At 47.6% G+C, this 17,307-nt stretch carries 15 protein-coding genes; 12 read left to right on the forward strand and 3 right to left on the reverse strand.

Annotated features, from left to right (window positions below):
- Window positions 1–6: 6 nt before the first annotated feature.
- Window positions 7–798, reverse strand: coding sequence for an SDR family NAD(P)-dependent oxidoreductase (locus XMG59_RS10290; protein WP_173498667.1), 792 nt, complete (start codon window positions 796–798; stop codon window positions 7–9).
- 124 nt (window positions 799–922) lie between these two features.
- On the opposite strand from XMG59_RS10290, the gene XMG59_RS10295 reads away from it, so the two are divergent.
- The 7 genes from XMG59_RS10295 to XMG59_RS10325 all read left to right on the forward strand — a co-directional run bounded on the left by XMG59_RS10295 (window position 923) and on the right by XMG59_RS10325 (window position 8,650).
- Window positions 923–1,816 (forward strand): helix-turn-helix domain-containing protein, encoded by an 894-nt coding sequence (locus tag XMG59_RS10295; RefSeq protein WP_173498668.1) that lies wholly within the window; start codon window positions 923–925, stop codon window positions 1,814–1,816.
- Window positions 1,817–2,104: 288 nt separating this feature from the next.
- Entirely contained in the window at window positions 2,105–3,229 is a 1,125-nt protein-coding gene (locus XMG59_RS10300) for an ABC transporter substrate-binding protein (RefSeq protein ID WP_173498669.1), read from the forward strand.
- A 61-nt stretch (window positions 3,230–3,290) separates the two neighbouring features.
- Window positions 3,291–4,169 (forward strand): branched-chain amino acid ABC transporter permease, encoded by an 879-nt coding sequence (locus tag XMG59_RS10305; protein WP_173498670.1) that lies wholly within the window; start codon window positions 3,291–3,293, stop codon window positions 4,167–4,169.
- Complete coding sequence (locus XMG59_RS10310; protein ID WP_173498671.1) at window positions 4,166–5,164, forward strand: branched-chain amino acid ABC transporter permease; 999 nt, start codon at window positions 4,166–4,168, stop codon at window positions 5,162–5,164. The genes XMG59_RS10305 and XMG59_RS10310 overlap by 4 nt, the downstream gene beginning before the upstream one ends.
- On the forward strand, window positions 5,161–5,907 hold the full coding sequence (locus XMG59_RS10315; protein WP_173494588.1) for an ABC transporter ATP-binding protein: 747 nt from the start codon (window positions 5,161–5,163) through the stop codon (window positions 5,905–5,907). The genes XMG59_RS10310 and XMG59_RS10315 overlap by 4 nt, the downstream gene beginning before the upstream one ends.
- A gap of 2 nt (window positions 5,908–5,909) precedes the next feature.
- Entirely contained in the window at window positions 5,910–6,626 is a 717-nt protein-coding gene (locus tag XMG59_RS10320) for an ABC transporter ATP-binding protein (RefSeq protein ID WP_173484198.1), read from the forward strand.
- A 173-nt stretch (window positions 6,627–6,799) separates the two neighbouring features.
- Window positions 6,800–8,650: a bifunctional sugar phosphate isomerase/epimerase/4-hydroxyphenylpyruvate dioxygenase family protein gene (locus tag XMG59_RS10325; RefSeq protein ID WP_173498672.1), complete on the forward strand. Its 1,851-nt coding sequence runs from the start codon at window positions 6,800–6,802 to the stop codon at window positions 8,648–8,650.
- A 6-nt stretch (window positions 8,651–8,656) separates the two neighbouring features.
- On the opposite strand, the gene XMG59_RS10330 is transcribed toward XMG59_RS10325, so the two are convergent.
- Window positions 8,657–9,847: an ROK family transcriptional regulator gene (locus tag XMG59_RS10330; protein ID WP_173480152.1), complete on the reverse strand. Its 1,191-nt coding sequence runs from the start codon at window positions 9,845–9,847 to the stop codon at window positions 8,657–8,659.
- A 2-nt stretch (window positions 9,848–9,849) separates the two neighbouring features.
- Entirely contained in the window at window positions 9,850–10,626 is a 777-nt protein-coding gene (locus XMG59_RS10335; protein WP_173480153.1) for an ATP-binding cassette domain-containing protein, read from the reverse strand.
- A gap of 189 nt (window positions 10,627–10,815) precedes the next feature.
- Between XMG59_RS10335 and XMG59_RS10340 the strand changes: the two genes are divergently transcribed.
- From XMG59_RS10340 to XMG59_RS10360, 5 genes are all read left to right on the forward strand, one after another.
- Complete coding sequence (locus tag XMG59_RS10340; RefSeq protein ID WP_173480154.1) at window positions 10,816–11,745, forward strand: sugar ABC transporter substrate-binding protein; 930 nt, start codon at window positions 10,816–10,818, stop codon at window positions 11,743–11,745.
- Between the two features lie 77 nt (window positions 11,746–11,822).
- The gene (locus XMG59_RS10345) at window positions 11,823–13,352 is read left to right on the forward strand and encodes an ABC transporter permease (RefSeq protein ID WP_173498673.1); all 1,530 of its coding nucleotides are present in this window, start codon (window positions 11,823–11,825) and stop codon (window positions 13,350–13,352) included.
- A 278-nt stretch (window positions 13,353–13,630) separates the two neighbouring features.
- A complete protein-coding gene (locus XMG59_RS10350; RefSeq protein ID WP_173498674.1) occupies window positions 13,631–14,293 on the forward strand; it encodes a response regulator transcription factor in 663 nt (220 codons plus the stop codon).
- Window positions 14,290–15,780 carry an ATP-binding protein gene (locus XMG59_RS10355; RefSeq protein ID WP_217363733.1) on the forward strand — a complete coding sequence of 497 codons (1,491 nt, stop codon included), beginning with the start codon at window positions 14,290–14,292 and terminating at the stop codon, window positions 15,778–15,780. The genes XMG59_RS10350 and XMG59_RS10355 overlap by 4 nt, the downstream gene beginning before the upstream one ends.
- 89 nt (window positions 15,781–15,869) lie before the next feature.
- The gene (locus XMG59_RS10360; RefSeq protein ID WP_173480157.1) at window positions 15,870–17,114 is read left to right on the forward strand and encodes an ABC transporter substrate-binding protein; all 1,245 of its coding nucleotides are present in this window, start codon (window positions 15,870–15,872) and stop codon (window positions 17,112–17,114) included.
- The last annotated feature ends 193 nt before the right edge of the window (window positions 17,115–17,307 follow it).

Raw genomic sequence — 17,307 nt, forward strand, 5'->3', positions numbered from 1 at the left:
CTCAAATTATTTGGCGTTGTAACCTGGTCTTGGAACCAAGTGCATAGGCGTTGCTTCAAATCCACCATCTACGACCATTTCTGTTGCATTAACATATTCAGCACGGCTGCTTAGCAGAAATGCTACAGCATTGGCGATGTCTTCAGGTTCACCAATTCTGCCAGATGCGGTCATAGATTCTCGTGCGGTTCTAATGGAATCATCTAAATAGAATGGCTCTGATAGAGGGGTTCGTATCATCCCTGGGCATACAGCATTACTGCGAATGTTATTTGCGCCATGTTCAACTGCAATCTGTTTCGACAGTTGAAGTATTGCAGCTTTACTTGCGCTGTAAGCTCCAGAGTTTGTTTGCGGGAAGTGAGCAGCTATCGATGAGATGTGAACAATTGACCCCCGACCTTTCTGCAGCATTTGTTTAATAAAGGTTCTACTACAAATCAGAGCGCCCTTGAGGTTGGTATTTATGACACGATCCCATTCACTCAAATCGACTTCACTAATTGAGCCGGGTGAAAAAAGACCTGCACAATTAACTAAGCCATCAGCCAAACCAAGAGTTGATTGGAAGTGCTCAGCAGCTTGCTCTATTGAATTCACATCGGTTATATCTGCGCTTTGAGCAGCAAGTCGGCCAGTGATCGTTTCAATATCTTCAACATCTTTATCAATCACCCCCACTTTTGCATCGCTGGCTAAGAGTGTGTCCACAATGGCTTTGCCAATGCCTCTTCCACCCCCAGTAACGATGAAGGTTTTATTAGAAATGTTTAGCCAGTCGACTGATTCTGAAGTCATGAGAAATGCTCTTGAGTCTGTTTATTATTAGATAGCTTAAGTTATGCCTCAAAAGGCTAGTTGCAAAGTTAAAAAACGAGCCTATAGTTGGACAAAATAAACATAAAAACTCAGAAATATTGCTATGAATAATATTCCAAGTTATGCGCTTTATGGGGAAGTGTTTGATTCTAAAGGACTTCCTCCTGTTAATATCGAAAGAATTCAAAAGCGCGCTCAGCCTAATGGATGGAATATTCAACCACATCATCATGAAAACTTGTTGCAGTTCTTGTTTGTTGAAAGAAAAGGCGGAGTCACTTTTTTTGATGGGCAGCAAGTTGGTTTCGATGCGCCTTGCTTTATAGTGATTCCTTCAGGGATCGTACACGGCTTCACTTTTGATGAAGGTATTGATGGGTATGTCATTACTATCCCTCAAGAGCAAGTGGAGGCAGCTCTGCCTATGTCTGGTAACTCTGTCGCATCGATTCTCCATAAAGGATCAGTAATAGCCGGAGGAAGTGACAGCTCGTTGTTGGCTCACTTGAAAGAGCTTTTTGAAGTTGTGATTTTTGAAAGCCGTTTCGCTGAACGCTATTTGACCAATGCATCAATACATTTAGTGGCGTCAATTTTCGTGCTGATCTCTCGCCTTGCAGAAGATCAACAAGCGGATGAAAACGTATCCGCAAATAGAAAAACTGATCTGGTGGAGAGGTTTAGGACTTTAGTTAATAAATCAAGCACCAGCGCGCTTTCAGTCAATGACTATGCAGAAAAGCTAGGTGTAACCCCGAGTCACCTCCGTAGGTTGAGTCATGAGGTGCTGGGTCAAAGTCCACTAAATGTGATTAATAAACGATTGATTGTAGTTGCCCAAAGAGAACTGGCCTATTCGACAATGAGCGTCCAACAAATCGCTTATATGTTGGGTTTTGATGATTCGGCCTACTTTTCTAGATTCTTTAAAAAACACTCCGGTAAGACGCCCAGTCAGTTTAGAGACTTTATTAGAACGGTTGGTTCAGAAGATTAGTTAAGATAAAAATAGTCCTGCTTTATCGTTCTTTATTTTTAGTGAAAAGGCGTATAGAGCCGCTGTTTCAGCTGAATTTTCACTTCGTTTTAATCTGTTCTATGCAAATAAAAATGATCGTTTTGTCCTGTTATTGGTACAGAATATCCATTTCAACAAATCGCTAAATACAGCTAAATGTTCTTAGTCGATCTTTTCGATTATGTTTAGATTGATTCCTACGTCTTTTTAAGACGGCTACAGTTCCTTAAGGAATAACAATAAAACCGGTATAACCGGGAGGAAATTATGTTTAAGACAATGACTCTCTCAGCAGCAGTTGCAATTGCTGCTTCATCAATGGCTAGTGCAGATGTTCGTATCGCAAGCGTGGCTGAACTTTCGGGTGCTGGTGCTGCTGCTGGTGCTGTGTGGCACGACGGCCTAAAAATGGCCTACGAAGAGATTAACGCATCTGGCGGTATTCTTGGTGAACAGGTTGACCTAGTTGCTTATGACAGTCAGACAAACCCACAGAACTCGCGTGCAATGGTTCAGAAAGCCATTGATGAGGGCGCTTACGTTTTAATGGGTACCGTTTACTCATCTTCAACCGTTGTAAATATGTTGGTTGCTCAACAGAATGGCGTACCACAGATCACCGGTTCTGAGTCCCCAACTATCACTGCTAAAGGCAATCCTTATATTTTCCGTACCGCATTCGGTGCTCAAAAGGGTATGCCTAAAATCGGTTCTTACTTGAAAGATGGTCTTGGTGTTAAAAACATCGCTGTTATTTGGGCGAACACTGAATTTGGTAAAGGCGGTCATGATGCATTTGTGAAAGTGGCTGGCAACTCTGGTATTAATGTTGGTGTTGATCTACCGACTGAGCAAGGTCAGGTGGACTTTGCTGCTGATGTTGCAAAGATTAAGTCCTCAGGTGTTGATGCTGTATTTGCGTACATGACAGAGGAAGAGTCTGCTCGCTTCCTAATCGAAGCTCAGAAGCAAGGTCTGAGTGTCCCAATCGCTGGTGATACAGTATTGATCTCACAGAAAGTAATTGACCTTTCTGGCGGTGCTGCAGATGGTGCTTTTGGTCACGTAGGCCTTACAGCTGAAGCTCCTGTTCCTGCGATCCAAGAGATGGCGGCTAAGTTCGAAGCTAAATACGGCTACGGCGCTGACCACAATGCCATCAAGGGTTACCTAGGTGCTTACACTGTTAAGTATGTGACTGAGAAGATTGGCGAGTTTGATCAAGAAAAATTCGCAGATACTATGCACGGTCTTTGTCTAGATGCAGCTAATCACCCAGGCGTCCTTATGGATGTTTGTTGGGATGATTCCGGTGAAATGTCTCGTGCGAGCTTCCTAGTCGAAGTCGTTGATGGTAAGCAGAAGATCACTAAAGAACTTCCTGCTAACTAAAACTGCACTACCTAAGCGGGCTGTTTCAGCCCGCTTCCTCTTTTTATAATGGTATTTTCTCATGGTTGAGTTTATTCAGATCATTGTGTCTGGTCTGTCTGCAGGCGCAATCTATGCACTGGCTGCAGTAGGTTTTACCTTGCTGTGGCAAGCGTCTCAAACAATTAATTTCGCACAAGGTGAGTTTGTGATGATTCCAGCATTCATAGTGCTGGCGTTAATGACAAAATTGGGTCTGCCAATGTGGATCGCATTCGCTTTGGGTGTCGTTCTATCGATCTTTTTGTTGGGAGCGATATTCAAGAAATTGATTGTAGAGCCTATGCTTTCCCACGGTGTTTTGCCTCTGGTTATCACAACCATCGCGCTGGGTATTCTACTAAAAGAGGCGGCCAAAGAGTTTTACTCTCCTCTAGGGCAGCCGTTCCCAACCATGTTCTCGCATGACGTTATCACTATTTTTGGAGCAGCGATCTCTATTGGAGATCTAGTAAATTTCTTCATCGCTATCGGCACAATCGTTGCTCTCCAACTTTTTCTAAATCGAACCCAAACTGGGAGATGCATGCAGGCAACGGCACAAAGTCCTGAAGTTGCTCAGGTATTAGGCGTCGATATTAAGAAAATGATTATGTACACATTTCTTATCAACGGCGCTTTAGCAGCAATAGCTTCCCTGCTTATTACGCCGGTTTATCTGGCTAAGTTCTCAAATGGTGAAATATTAGGACTTGTTGCATTTACCGCTGCAATTGTAGGCGGCTTTAACCAGATCAAAGGCGCATTAGTGGGCGGGTTAATCATTGGTGTTGTTGATAATTTGTCTGCTGCTTATTTCTCAGCTGAGTATCGACAGGCTGTCCCACTGATTCTACTTATTCTAATTATCATGTTGCGTCCTCAAGGCATCATGGGCCAATCTGAGGGGCGTACGGTATGAACAAGCACATCATATTTTTTGCGATTTTTATCGTACTTCTTATCGTTGCACCTCTTGGTCAAGGTAACTACATCATCTATCTACTTGCTTCTTGGTTGGTTTTCTCAATCGCGGCGATGGGCCTTAACCTGACGCTTGGATATGCAGGTCAGGTTTCTCTAGCGCAAGCTGCCTTTATGGGCCTAGGCGCATACATTGCCTCTCTGTTGACGTTGCCGCCAGCAGACTCAGGTATTGGTGGATTGGGATTGCACTGGCTTGCCGCCGCACCTATAGCGATGGTTGTTACTTTCTTCATCGGTCTTCTGTTGGGCTACCCAGCGTTACGAGTTCAGCACCACTTTCTGGCGTTTGTAACCCTAGCTTTTAACGGTTTGGTCTTTTTAGTACTGCGTAATGAAGACTGGTTAACTGGAGGTTCCTTTGGACTAGTGGGAATGCCAAGGCCGGAAATTTTCGGCATTAGTACTATGAAGAATTTACCCTTCTACTACTTTGTTTTGATTATTTTCGTCTTATCAGCGGCGGTATTTGCATGGATCATCAATTCGCCTTGGGGCAGAGCATTTAAAGGTCTTCGTGAGAATGCAGTACGTGCCTCAAGCCTTGGTGTTGATACCACTAAAATAACCTTGTTAGCCTTTGCAATAGGCTCCGCTTTTGCTGGCCTGGCTGGTGCTTTAATGGCTCCACTGGTTCAATTCATTGACCCAGATTCGTTTAACTTAGTTTTGTCGTTAAAACTACTCTTGATGGTGGTAGTAGGTGGGGCAGGGTTCTTCTATGGCCCTATTCTTGGAGCCGCGATAGTTTTGATTTTGCCAGAGTTCCTGCGTTTTACAGAAGGTTACTACCTGATGATTTACGCGATTTTGGTCATCGTGCTGATGGTCTACTCACCATCTGGTCTAATTGGTTTTGCCAAGAAAACTACAGAGCGTTTCAGCTCTAAGAAGCAGCAGCGAAAAGATTTTGAACAAGGAGCACAGCTATGAGTTCGGCAGTACTCTCTGTTAAAAATATCAGCAAACATTTTGGTGGTATCAAAGCCGTACAAGACGTTTCTTTTGATGTGGCTGAAGGTGAAGTTCTTGGTCTGATCGGGCCTAACGGTTCTGGTAAATCGACCCTGTTCAACTGTGTTCTGGGTCAGTACAGCCCAACCAATGGTAGCGTCGAAATAAACGGTCATGATGTTACTGGTTTGCCGCCCTCTAAACTCAATAAAGAGGGTGTCGCTCGAACTTTCCAGCAGCTTTCAGTGTTTCCGAATATGACAGTGCTAGAGAATGTCATTCTTGCGGGTCAAGAACACCAGGGCACTATGCTTTCACGGTTATTTGGACCGAGTGATGCAGGTTTGACAGAGGCGGCCAAACAGATGATTGAGTTCTTCCGTTTATCGCACTTGATAGATGAGCTGGCAGGGTCTCTATCCTATGGGCAACAAAAACTACTAGATGCCGCAATGGCGTTTATGGGCGGACCTCGTCTAGTGCTATTGGATGAACCAGCTGGTGGTGTAAACCTAACCATGTTGGGTAACTTGAAAGAGCGTTTAATTGCCTACAACAAGACGCATAACACCACTTTTGTTGTTATTGAGCACAATATGGAATTTGTAATGTCTTTGTGCACACGAATTATAGTTTTAGCTGAAGGTCAGATCATCGCCGAGGGTACACCTGACGAGATTAGAAATAATCAGCAAGTTATCGATGCCTACCTGGGGGGGTAAACATGTTAGAAATTAAAGACCTCTATGGCGGCTATGGTAAAACCACAATTCTAAACGGCACCAACTGCGAAATAGAAAAGGCATCGATCACAACCGTAATTGGTCCAAACGGCGCAGGTAAGTCGACCCTTTTCAAAGCTATTTTTGGGTTGCTCAATATTCACTCAGGAGAAATTCTTCTTAACGGTGAAAATATTGTAGGAATGACACCCAAACAGCTTATAAATAAAGGCATCACCTATGTTCCTCAGGGGCGGAACGTAGTTCCTCAGCTCTCTGTTTACCACAACTTGGAAATGGGTGGGATTACGTCGCCGGACCAAGCAAAAGTAAAGAGTCGAATTGAAGAGGTAATGAACCAATTTCCAATTCTTCGTGAATTCAAAGATCGAAAAGCGATTGAGCTGTCTGGCGGTCAGCAGAAGCAGTTAGAGGTTGCTAGAGCGCTTCTACTTGATCCTAAATTGATCTTGATCGATGAACCTTCAATTGGTCTTTCTCCTAACCTTGTTCAAGATGTTTTTAAAACTCTGCAAGCTTTAAGAGATGACGGTGTGACTATTCTAATGGTTGAGCAGAATGCTAAGTCTGCTCTAGGAATTTCAGATTATGGATTGGTTCTTGAACTAGGCCAAACTCGAATGCATGACAAAGCTGACGTACTTTTAAATGATCCAAAGGTTGGTCAACTATTCCTTGGGGGACATATGGAGGATTAACTTCCTTGTCCTTTTTAAGGCGGACTGCTGAGCATTCCGTCTTTTTTTTGCCTGAAGATTTTAGGTTATATCTAATCAGTTAAATACTATTTAATAATTTAAATTATATTTGCTAATATGCATTTATAGTTTTGAACCTCTTGGTTCAAAGTAACCCGATATGAGTGCTCATTATGAAAACATCCATTGCTACCGTTACCCTCTCTGGCAGTTTGCCAAACAAGCTTGAAGCCGCTGCGGATGCGGGTTTTGATGCGGTTGAGATTTTTGATAATGACCTGATTCAGTTTGCCGGTTCACCGCGTGAGGTGAAGTCGATTGCCGATGACTTAGGTTTGGAGATTCTAGCGCTGCAGCCGTTTCGTGATCTGGAAGGTCTGCCTGCTGAGTTAAAGCGTCAAAAGTTCTATCACATGCAGAGTCGATTCGAGATGATGCATGAGCTGGGCACACAACGCATTTTATGTTGTTCTAGTGTTTCCCCTCATGCCAGTGATGATCGTGCACGTTGTGCTGCGGACCTCAATGAAGCGGCTGAGCTGGCAGCTAAAGAGGGCTTTATTATGGGCTACGAGGCTCTCTCTTGGGGGCGCTTTATTGCTGATTATGAGGATGCTTGGGATCTGGTGAAGCGTGCCGATCATCCTGCGCTGGGCATAAACCTTGATACCTTCCATATGTTTTCTCGGGGCAACACACTCGACTGTCTGCGCGATGAGATTCCTGTTGATAAGATCGCCTTGGTTCAGGTGGCCGATGCGCCTGTGATGCACTTGAGCGATTTGATGAGTTGGAGCCGTCACTACCGCAGCTTCCCAGGTCAGGGAGATCTTCCGGTCGTCGATTTCATGAAAGTCTTGTGTGATAAAGGGTTTGATGACTACGTTTCGCACGAGATCTTCAACGATGAGTTCCGTGCTTCACCTGCCAAAGAGCGTGCAGTAGATGGTATGCGTTCATTGATCTGGTTGGATAAGCAGTGCAAGGATGAAACGCCTAAAGCTGAGATTACTGACGTTGAGTTCATTGAGTTTGCGATTGCTGGTGAAGAGGGTGAATCGATCGTCTCTATGTTGAATTCATTAGGCTTTCAAGAGACGCACAAGCACCTTTCTAAAGATGTCGGTCTGATGCAGATGGGTGATGTAAACCTAGTGCTTAACCGCGAGCCTGCCAGCCAAGCTCACCAGCACTTCCAGCTGCACGGCGCATCAGTTTGTGCTTTGGCACTGACGACGTCGAGTGTCAAAGAGTCGTTGAAACAGGCAGACGAGTATCAAATCAAACGCTTTAATAACTCGGCAGGCCCTGGTGAGTTGAATATCCCAGCGCTGCGTGGTGTTGGCGACAGTTTGGTCTATCTAGTTGAACGTCATAAGAAGTTCCGTTTCTTTGATGTCGATTTTGAATCGGTCGAGGGAGTAGAACTACCCAAAGTCGGCGTTAAACGCGTCGATCATATGGCGCAGTCGGTGACAAATACCGATTTCCTATCGGCGGCGTTCTTCTACAAATCAGTGTTTAACTTTGACATTACGCCGGTTCAGGATCTGCCCGATATTTATGGCCTTGTGACCAGTCGAGTGGCCTCTAGTCAGAACGGGCAGGTGAAGATTCCAATCAACATGACCGAAGCACGACAAGCGTCACCACAACGCTTTATTCAGCGCACTCACGGTGCCGGTGTGCAACAAATCGCGTTTGAGTGTGAGGATATTTTGGCCTTTGCAGCGCAGGTCAATCCGGAGTCCGTGTTGCCGGTGCCCAATAACTACTACCGTGAAATTAAGGGTAAGTTTGGTCTCTCTGCTGAGCGAATTGAGACCTTGCAGCGCTTTAATATTCTTTATGATGCGAATGATGAGGGTGAGTTTTTGCACTTCTACACGCGTGAAGTACAGGGTGTCTTCTTTGAAGTTGTGCAGCGTATCGGTGGGTATCAGGCTTACGGTGAAGCGAATGCTCACATCCGTTTTGCAGCGCAGGCGGCGTTGCGTGAGTATGAAACGAATTTGGTGCTTTGATCTTCGCTATTGAGCGGCTTTAAGGAAGGCTTGGTTATCTAAGCCAAAGTTAGAGTAGATCGGCAGTAGAGCCCCCCCTAGTGCGCGGGCTTCAAATCCAAGGTTGCCTGCGATTACCGGGGGTTTGTTGAGACCTTCCCAGTTCACATCGCTCGAAGCACGGTTGATAGCCAGTACTAAGTACTGTGTCGCGACCGCCGGTAGGCGTCCATCAATGATGACTCCGTCTGGATCAACAAAGGCAGCACCTGCCGCAATAGTCTGGGCAATGTAGGGTGCTGCGTTGTCAGCCCACTCTGTAAACAGAGCCCAGGCATCCTGTTCTAGGGTTTCCGATAGATTGGCAAAATCCGCCACGATCGATTCTGATTTCAATCGTTTATCAAGCTGGTGCAGTGACGCATAGTGAATCAGTTGCTTGCCATTGGCGCTCGGAACTGAACCCAGTGCACCGGCATTGGCATGGCTGCCTGGAAGAATCTGTCCGTTAAGAACGACACCACCACCGATGAACGTACCCACGTAGAAGTAGAGTAGGTTCTCCCAGCTCTGCGGATTACCGTAGGTTAGCTCGGCTAGGCAAGCTGCTGTTGCATCGTTCAGCATGGCCGCATCTAGGTCGGTGACCTTCTTTAGTTCTTCGAGCAGATCGATTTTCGCCCACTCAGCTAAAGCCTCTTTCGCTTCAATTAGCTCATCGCCCCAACCTTCCAGCGCAAACGGCGCTGCCAGGCCAACACCGGTAACGCGATCGCGTTGCATCTCGTCAAGAGGTTCAAGAAGCGTGTTGATGCTCTGCTCGATCTTGGCATAGACCTCTTTAGGCGTCGGGAAGGGGTATTCGTGCGATATGCGGGTACGAATATTCCCTGTCATATCCATAAACAGCACCTCCAACGAGGCGCGGCCAATTTTGACACCGATACTGTACGCCCCTTCAGGATTGAGTGCGTAGGGGGTAGAAGGCTGTCCCAAACCGCCGCGGCGTTTAGTGCCTGCGATTAACAGGTCCTGTTCCATCAATCGATTAATGATCGTTGATGCGGTTTGTGGAGTAAGGTTGGTTGCTTTGGCAATTTCGGCTTTCGTCAACGCATCATGCTCACGAATTAACGAGAGGATGAGTCGTTCATTGTATTGGCGAACACCGACCTGGTTTGAACCAGAGGCGCGTTGAGAAGCCGAAGCGCTGCGCATAATTAGATGTAACTCGCGTTTTCGTGGACACCCTGATCCGCTGCACCGGTGATCAACGAGACGATCTCGTTGCCGGTCGTTTCAGCCGCTACAACGTTGCCAACGATACGACCTTGGCGGAAGACAATAATGCGATCCACAAGGTTAAAGACTTGGCGAAGGTTGTGACTGATCAAAATTAGGGGAATGCCTTGGTCTTTTAAGCCACGAATAATGTTTTCAACACGCGTGGTCTCTTGGATACCCAAAGCGGCGGTTGGCTCATCCATGATGATCAACTTCTCACCCCAGCCCGCTGCACGGCTGATCGCTACACACTGGCGTTGACCACCCGACATGCCACGTAAGGACTGGCTTAGGTCAGGAATCTTAACGCCGGTCTTTTCAAGCAGTGCTTCTGACTCTTGGCGCATCCCTTTCTTGTCCATCCAGCTGAATGGGCCAAGATTGAATTTGGTCTTTTCACGTCCCAAAAAGATATTGGCTGGCACGTCTAGTTCATCTGCCAGTGCCAAGTTTTGATACACGGTCTCAATACCAGCATCGCGAGCCTCAAGAGGAGAGTCGAAGTTGACCTCTTCACCATAGAATTTGATCGAACCGCGAGTGCGTTGCTCTACACCGGTTAGGTTACGAACGAAGGTCGATTTACCCGCACCGTTATCTCCAACAATCGCTACGTGCTCACCCGGAGCAAGATCAAAGTCCGCATCATTCAGCGCGTGTACACCGCCGTAGTGCTTGGTTAACCCTCTGATCTCTAAGACTTTTTGAGACACTTTAAGACTCCTGAACGAAAATTCTCTTTATTTGAATGTGACTAAATATGACTAACAATTAAGAGCGAGTCAATAATTAAATCAATTCAATTTAATTATTGACAGGGCGCTATAAAGTATTAGAAGATCGCAGTTAGGCATCGAAATAGACCGCCGAAAACAAAAACAAACAAATGTGGAGATCTACACATGAAATTGAAAAAAATGCTTAGCGTAATGGCTGCTGGCGCACTTATGTCTGGCTCTGTATACGCAGGTTCTATCGGCTACATCACTAAATCAGCAACAAACTCAGGTTGGATGATGATCAACCAGGGTGCAGCAGACGCAGCTCAAGAAGCGGGCGTTGACCTAGTAACTGTAGGTCCAGCATTCCAAGGCGACCTATCAAGCCAGCTAGAAGTGTTCGAAAACCTAGTAGCACAGGGTGTGGATGCAATCGGTATCGCGCCAGTTGACTCTTCAGGTGTTGCTCCAGCAGTAAACGATGCAATGGATGCAGGTATCCCTGTTGTTGCAATCGATACTGGCGTATCAGGCGCTGCAGTGACGTCATTCGTTGCTACAGACAACTACGCAGTGGCTAAAGTACAGGGTGCTGTTGCAGCAACTCTGATCAACGATGGCGATGCGATCATCTACGTGACGGGTAACCAAGCTCAGTCTACTGGCCAAGAGCGTCGTAACGGCTTCGTTGAAGCGTTCAAAACAGCTCGCCCAAACTCTGAAATCTTAGAAGTACCAACTGAGTGGGACTCTAACCAAGCTCAGGAAGGTGTTGAAGCGATCCTAAACTCACGCAGCGACATCAAAATGGTTGCTAACGCATGGGACGGCGGCACTATGGGTGCTAAAGCAGCGATGGAAAACCTTGGCCTAGGCGCAGGTGACATCAAACTGGTTGGTTTCGACGGCGCAACTGACGCAATCGAAGCGATGGATAAAGGTTGGGTACACGCTGACACAGCTCAGATGCTTTACCAGATGGGTTACCAAGGCATCAAAGCTGCGGTTGCTGCATCACAGGGTAAAGATGTATCACCACGCATCGACACTGGTTTCTTCCTAGTGACTCCATCTACTTCAGGTGCTTACAAAGACCTAGTAGGTATCAAGTAAGTTTTACTTACACTCCGTCGAGATCGGGCATTAGCCCGATCTCTTCTTTAACTGTTTAAAACAAACGGTCCTGAATAATGACTTCTAAAAGCCTTCAAGATAAAGCGATCGGCGTTACGGTTTCTTTCTTCCGTAAAGAGTGGTCTGGCGCACTGCTGGCGATTCTGATTCTTGCTCTAGCCATTGAGCTAGTAACGGATGGTAAACCCTTCTTCCATCCCACTAACTTAATGACCATTCTGAACAACTCAGCCGCTATCGGTATTGTTGCGGGTGGTATGACGTTGGTGATTCTTGCGGCAGGTATCGATCTTTCGGTTGGATCTGTTATGGGCTTAATCGCAGCGGTCACCGGTTACATTGTTAGCTACTGGGGTTTCCCACCTTGGTTAGCGATCATGTCTGGCCTAGCGATGGGTGCATTAGTGGGTATTATTCATGGCACGTTGGTCGCCTATCTCGGGATGCCGGCCTTTATCGTTACCCTAGCCGGTCTCTCGATCTGGCGTGGTACGGCACACCTTTCAACCGATGCGCGTGCAACACCTAAGCTACCTGAAACCTTTGATCTATTTGGTCGCTACAACCCCTTTGCCGAGCTTCGTGCTGATTACAAAGCGGGTGAGCTGAGCGGCTTTATGGAGTCGATGGGTGCCTTTGTGAACGAGCACTGGATGGACTTCTTCCGTACCTTCCAGATGTCTATGATCATCTTCATCGTCTTCTTCATTCTGTTGGCAGTCGTTGTATCCAACATGCGTTTGGGTCGATACATCTATGCGATTGGTAGTAACGAACAGGGTTCTCGCCAAGCGGGTATCAATACGCGTCTCTACACCCTCTACACCTACGTAATCTGTTCGATGGGCGCTGCATTGGGTGCCATGCTCTTCCTAGGCCGCGCGCCTTATGCAAAATCTGACTACGGCCAGATGTGGGAGCTGGATGCCATTGCTGCGGTTGTTATTGGTGGTACCTCTCTGTTTGGTGGCCGCGGTACGATCATCGGTACCTTCATGGGTGTCATCCTTCTGAAACTGATCAATAACGGTCTGACCCTGGCTCAGCTAGAGACTTTCTGGCAGATGGTGGTACTGGGTCTGATCATTTTGGTTGCCGTTGGATTGGATATTGTTCGCCAATCTAAATCAGCGGTTAAAGTTCAGCGTATGCTGGGTGTTGTGGCTCTGGTTCTTGCTCTGTTTGCCTGCTTAACACCGGGTTCTGCACTGATCAGCTCGGCGATTTCACTGCATGAGCACAACAGCATGGTGGCAATGCAAGCAGCTGGACTTGATCTTGCGGCTAACCAAACGGCTCGCCTACTGGATGCGCCGGCTGTGGCTGAACTACAAGCCATTGTGTCTGGCAACTGGCAATCCTTCGCGTCGCTTCTCGTGCTTGTGTTGGGTGCCGTGGCTGTAGCTGTGACCTTGAAACGTTCACTGGCGCTTATCCTTGCAGCCGTCTACGTGGCAGCAGCGGTTCTGCTAGTATCAATGGGCATGGCAGCTGTTGCGCCTCTATTGATCTTGGGTGCGGTAGTACTGGCTGGTATGACGACGGTGCCTTACATGTTTGAAAGAGCTCGTACGCTAGAAGGCTAATCACCCAATGATTAAAAAACCCCATCGCCTAGGCTATGGGGTTTTTTGTTGAAAGCAAATAGCATCGCGGCCTTTTTAAGACCGCTCCAACAGTACGTGCAGTACCCCTTCAATGCACTTAGTTGGAGCCTTATCGAAGATGAGGCGAATGGGGATTGAAAGAATCGCGACCTTTGCAAGATCGCTCCAACGGTAATTTGGTGGTGAACTTAGTAAGGCTAGCTCTCGTAAGTGTTTCTCGTTAGAGTAAAAAGATAACAATTAGGAAGTTACCCTACATGCCTGTCATTGCACTCGTTGATGATGATCACGAGATACGCTCACTGCTCTCGGATTACTTAGAGAAAAACAGTTTCACGGTACTTGCGTTTGAGTCGGCTGAAGCGCTGCTTGAGGGCGACTACAGTGCTGCCGAGCTGTTGATTCTTGATGTCGGTTTGCCGGGCATGGATGGACTGGCTCTCTGTCGTACTCTGCGTCAGGACTCCAACTTGCCGATCATTATGCTCACCGCTGCCAGTGACGATGTGGATCGTATCCTGGGTCTTGAGTTGGGTGCAGATGATTACATGGGTAAACCCTTTAACCCTCGCGAATTGTTGGCTCGCATTAAAGCGCTGCTGCGTCGATCCGCCCCCGTCGAATCACCAACTGCTAGCTCTACTCTACTGTTAGATAGGGCGAAGCGAACGGTGTTAGTCAATGGTGAGGCGCTCAGTTTGACTGGGGCCGAGTTTGATCTGTTGGCGCTACTGCATGGCCATGACGGTGTCATCAGCCGTGATCAGCTCAGTATGGAGTTAAAGGGGCATGCGGCGCTTCCGCAAGATCGCTCGATCGATACCTTAGTCAGTCGACTCCGCACCAAATTGACACCCTTCAGCGAGGATGAAACGATCAAATCCATTCGCGGCAAAGGGTACCACCTGGTTCTAAAATGATCGGTTTTTGGTCCCGCCTACGCGATCGGCTGATGCCTAAGTCGATCATTGCACGTATGTCTCTGGTGTTGATCATCGGTGTCCTTGTGGCACAAGCAGTCAGCTCCTATGTCTGGACACGCCAGATTCAACAGGCAGAACGCGAACGTCTTGTTGAGATCTCGGAAGTGATGGGGGCGCGCATCGGTCAGACGATTCAGTTCTTCTCTAAACTGCCGCGAGAATATCGACACATCGTACTCGATCAGCTGCGCGATATGGGCGGTACGCGCTACTTTGTCTCGATTAACAGTCAAAAAATTCATTTAGAGACCTTGCCCAACAGTGAGCTGCAGCAGCTTGTTGGTGAGCGTGTAAAGCAGAATGCAGCCCGCCAGTTAGCCTATAAATCTGAAGATTTTGCCGTTGAGTTCGTAGCGTTTTCGAATCTTCGCATCTTGTCGGATGACAACCTAATGGTGCAGCTGCCACCCAAATGGCAGCGGTTTGCCCTGTTAGATCCCGGTGATGACAGCCCTGTCGTTGTTGTGCAGCTTAAATTAAACCCGGATGAGTGGGTCTATCTGGCCACGGTATTCCCCGGAGGGGATTTCATGGGCAGTACTCTGTTTGAATCTGAGCGGTTGGTCTCTTTAGTGGCTGTGACATTGACCGTGGTTGTGTTGGTGACCCTGCTGGTTGCCGGTATTGTTCGACCCTTGCGAAGGCTAGCGCGTGAGGCGGATGCTCTAGGGCGCGGTAAAACGCCCTCCCTGATTCCGGCCGAGGGTACGCGTGAGATGCAGACAACGATTCGTGCCTTTAACCAGATGGCGCAACGACTAGAGAAGTTCATCTCCGATCGCGAGAAGCTGTTTGCCGCAATCTCCCATGATCTGAAAACCCCTCTGACACGCGCCCGCTTGCGGGTTGAGATGATTGATGACGATAAACTGCGTGATAACCTGATCGGCGACATTGAGAACGTCGATCTGCTGGTCAAAGCGTCCTTGCAGATGATTAAAGATGGCGCCATTCACGAGAATAGCGAACAGATCGATCTGAAACAGGTGATTGAGTCAGCCCTTGCCAGTGCAGAGATCGAAGGGCTGCCCAGCTCTGCGACACTGCCCGATGAGTTTGTCTTAGAGGGTCGCCGTCTCTCGCTTGAACGCCTGTTTACTAACCTGATCGATAACGCGTTGCACTACGGGCGTGGAGTCGAGATCTTTGGCCATAAAGAGCCGGAAGACAATGAGTTGGTGGTGCAGGTGTGTGACCGAGGCCCGGGTCTCAGTGATGAATTGAAGCAGCGAGTCTTTGAGCCTTTCTATCGCATCGATAAAGCGCCCTCATCGGTTCATGTCGGTCTGGGCATGGGCATTGTTAAGTCGATTGCCCAGCTGCACGGAGCCAGTATTGAGCTGCTTGATCGTGAAGGGGGCGGTTTGATCGTTGAGCTTCGTTTTCCATTGTCACACTTTGTAACAGAACGAAACTCTGCGTAAGACTCAAGTTGTTATATTGATTTTAGTGAATCTGTCCGCAGGTTCCCAAGGTATTCTTACCTATAAACAACAATAAAGAGGTTTACTCAATGATCAAACGTACTTTAGCTGCATGCGTAGCTGCGGCAACACTATCAACTGCAGCACAGGCTGCTGACGTAGAAGTTCTTCACTACTGGACAAGTGGCGGTGAAGCGAAATCAGTTGCATACCTAAAAGAGAAACTGACTGAAGCGGGTGTGGGCTGGAAAGATTTCGCAGTTGCTGGTGGTGGCGGTGAGAACGCAATGACCGTTCTTAAGTCACGTGCAGTATCGGGTAACCCACCGACTGCAGCACAGATCAAAGGCCCATCGATCCAAGAGTGGGGTGAGCTAGGTTTCCTATCAGACATCGATAGCGTCGCTAAAGCGAACAACTGGGATGCACTTCTACCTGGTGTGGTTTCTGATGTAATGAAACACGACGGCAAATACGTTGCCGCTCCAGTTAACGTACACCGTGTAAACTGGTTGTGGGCTAACCCAGAGATCTTCCAAAAAGCGGGCGCTACCATCCCAACAACTTGGGACGATTTCCTAGTTCAAGCTAAAAAGATCCAAGACGCTGGCTACATTGCCCTAGCGCACGGTGGCCAAGCTTGGCAGGACGCGACTGTATTTGAAGCTGTTGTGCTTGGTGTGGGCGGTCCTGAGTACTACCAGAAAGCATTCGTTGAGCTAGATGCAGACGCTCTTAACAGCGCAACGACTGAAGAGGTGTTCCGCGTATTCGGTGAGATCCGTGGTCTAATCGATGAAAACTCTCCAGGTCGTGACTGGAACGTTGCGACATCAATGGTCATCAACGGTGAAGCTGCAATGCAGATTATGGGTGACTGGGCGAAAGGTGAATTCACTGTTGCTGGTAAGACACCAGGCGTTGATTACGCATGTGTTGCAGCACCAGGCACGTCAGGTTCATTCACGTTCAACGTCGACTCTTTTGCCTTCTTCGCGCAGTCTGATGCTGACGCACAGAAAGCTCAACAAGAGATGGCTAAGCAGATCCTAGGTCAGGACTTCCAGAAAGTCTTCAACCTTAACAAAGGTTCTATCCCAGCACGTCTAGGCATGGCTCGTGACGAGTTCGATAGCTGTGCACACGCGTCAATGGATGCCTTTGTATCTTCTGCACAAACTGGCGGTCTAGTACCAAGCTTCGCGCACGGTATGGCTGTCCCTGAAGCAGTTTCTGGCGCTATCTACGATACCGCTACTAACTTCTTCAACTCAGATCAGTCGGCTGCTGAGGGTAAAGCTCAGCTAATCGCTTCTATCCAAGCAGCGATGTAATCCGACCAAGAGCCCTCAACCCTGAGGGCTCTTATTTACTTTTTTAGGAGATTCACGATGAGTGTGTGTCCCGTCCTAAAATACGTTGACGGTTTTTGATTGAAGCGACGACCTTAGGTCGTCGCTTTTTTATGCACCTCTTCTGGCGTTTTCATGCCAAGGCTAAGATGCGGCCTCATTTGATTATATATTT

The organism is Marinobacterium sp. xm-g-59, assembly GCF_013283315.1.
GTDB lineage: Bacteria > Pseudomonadota > Gammaproteobacteria > Pseudomonadales > Balneatricaceae > Marinobacterium_E.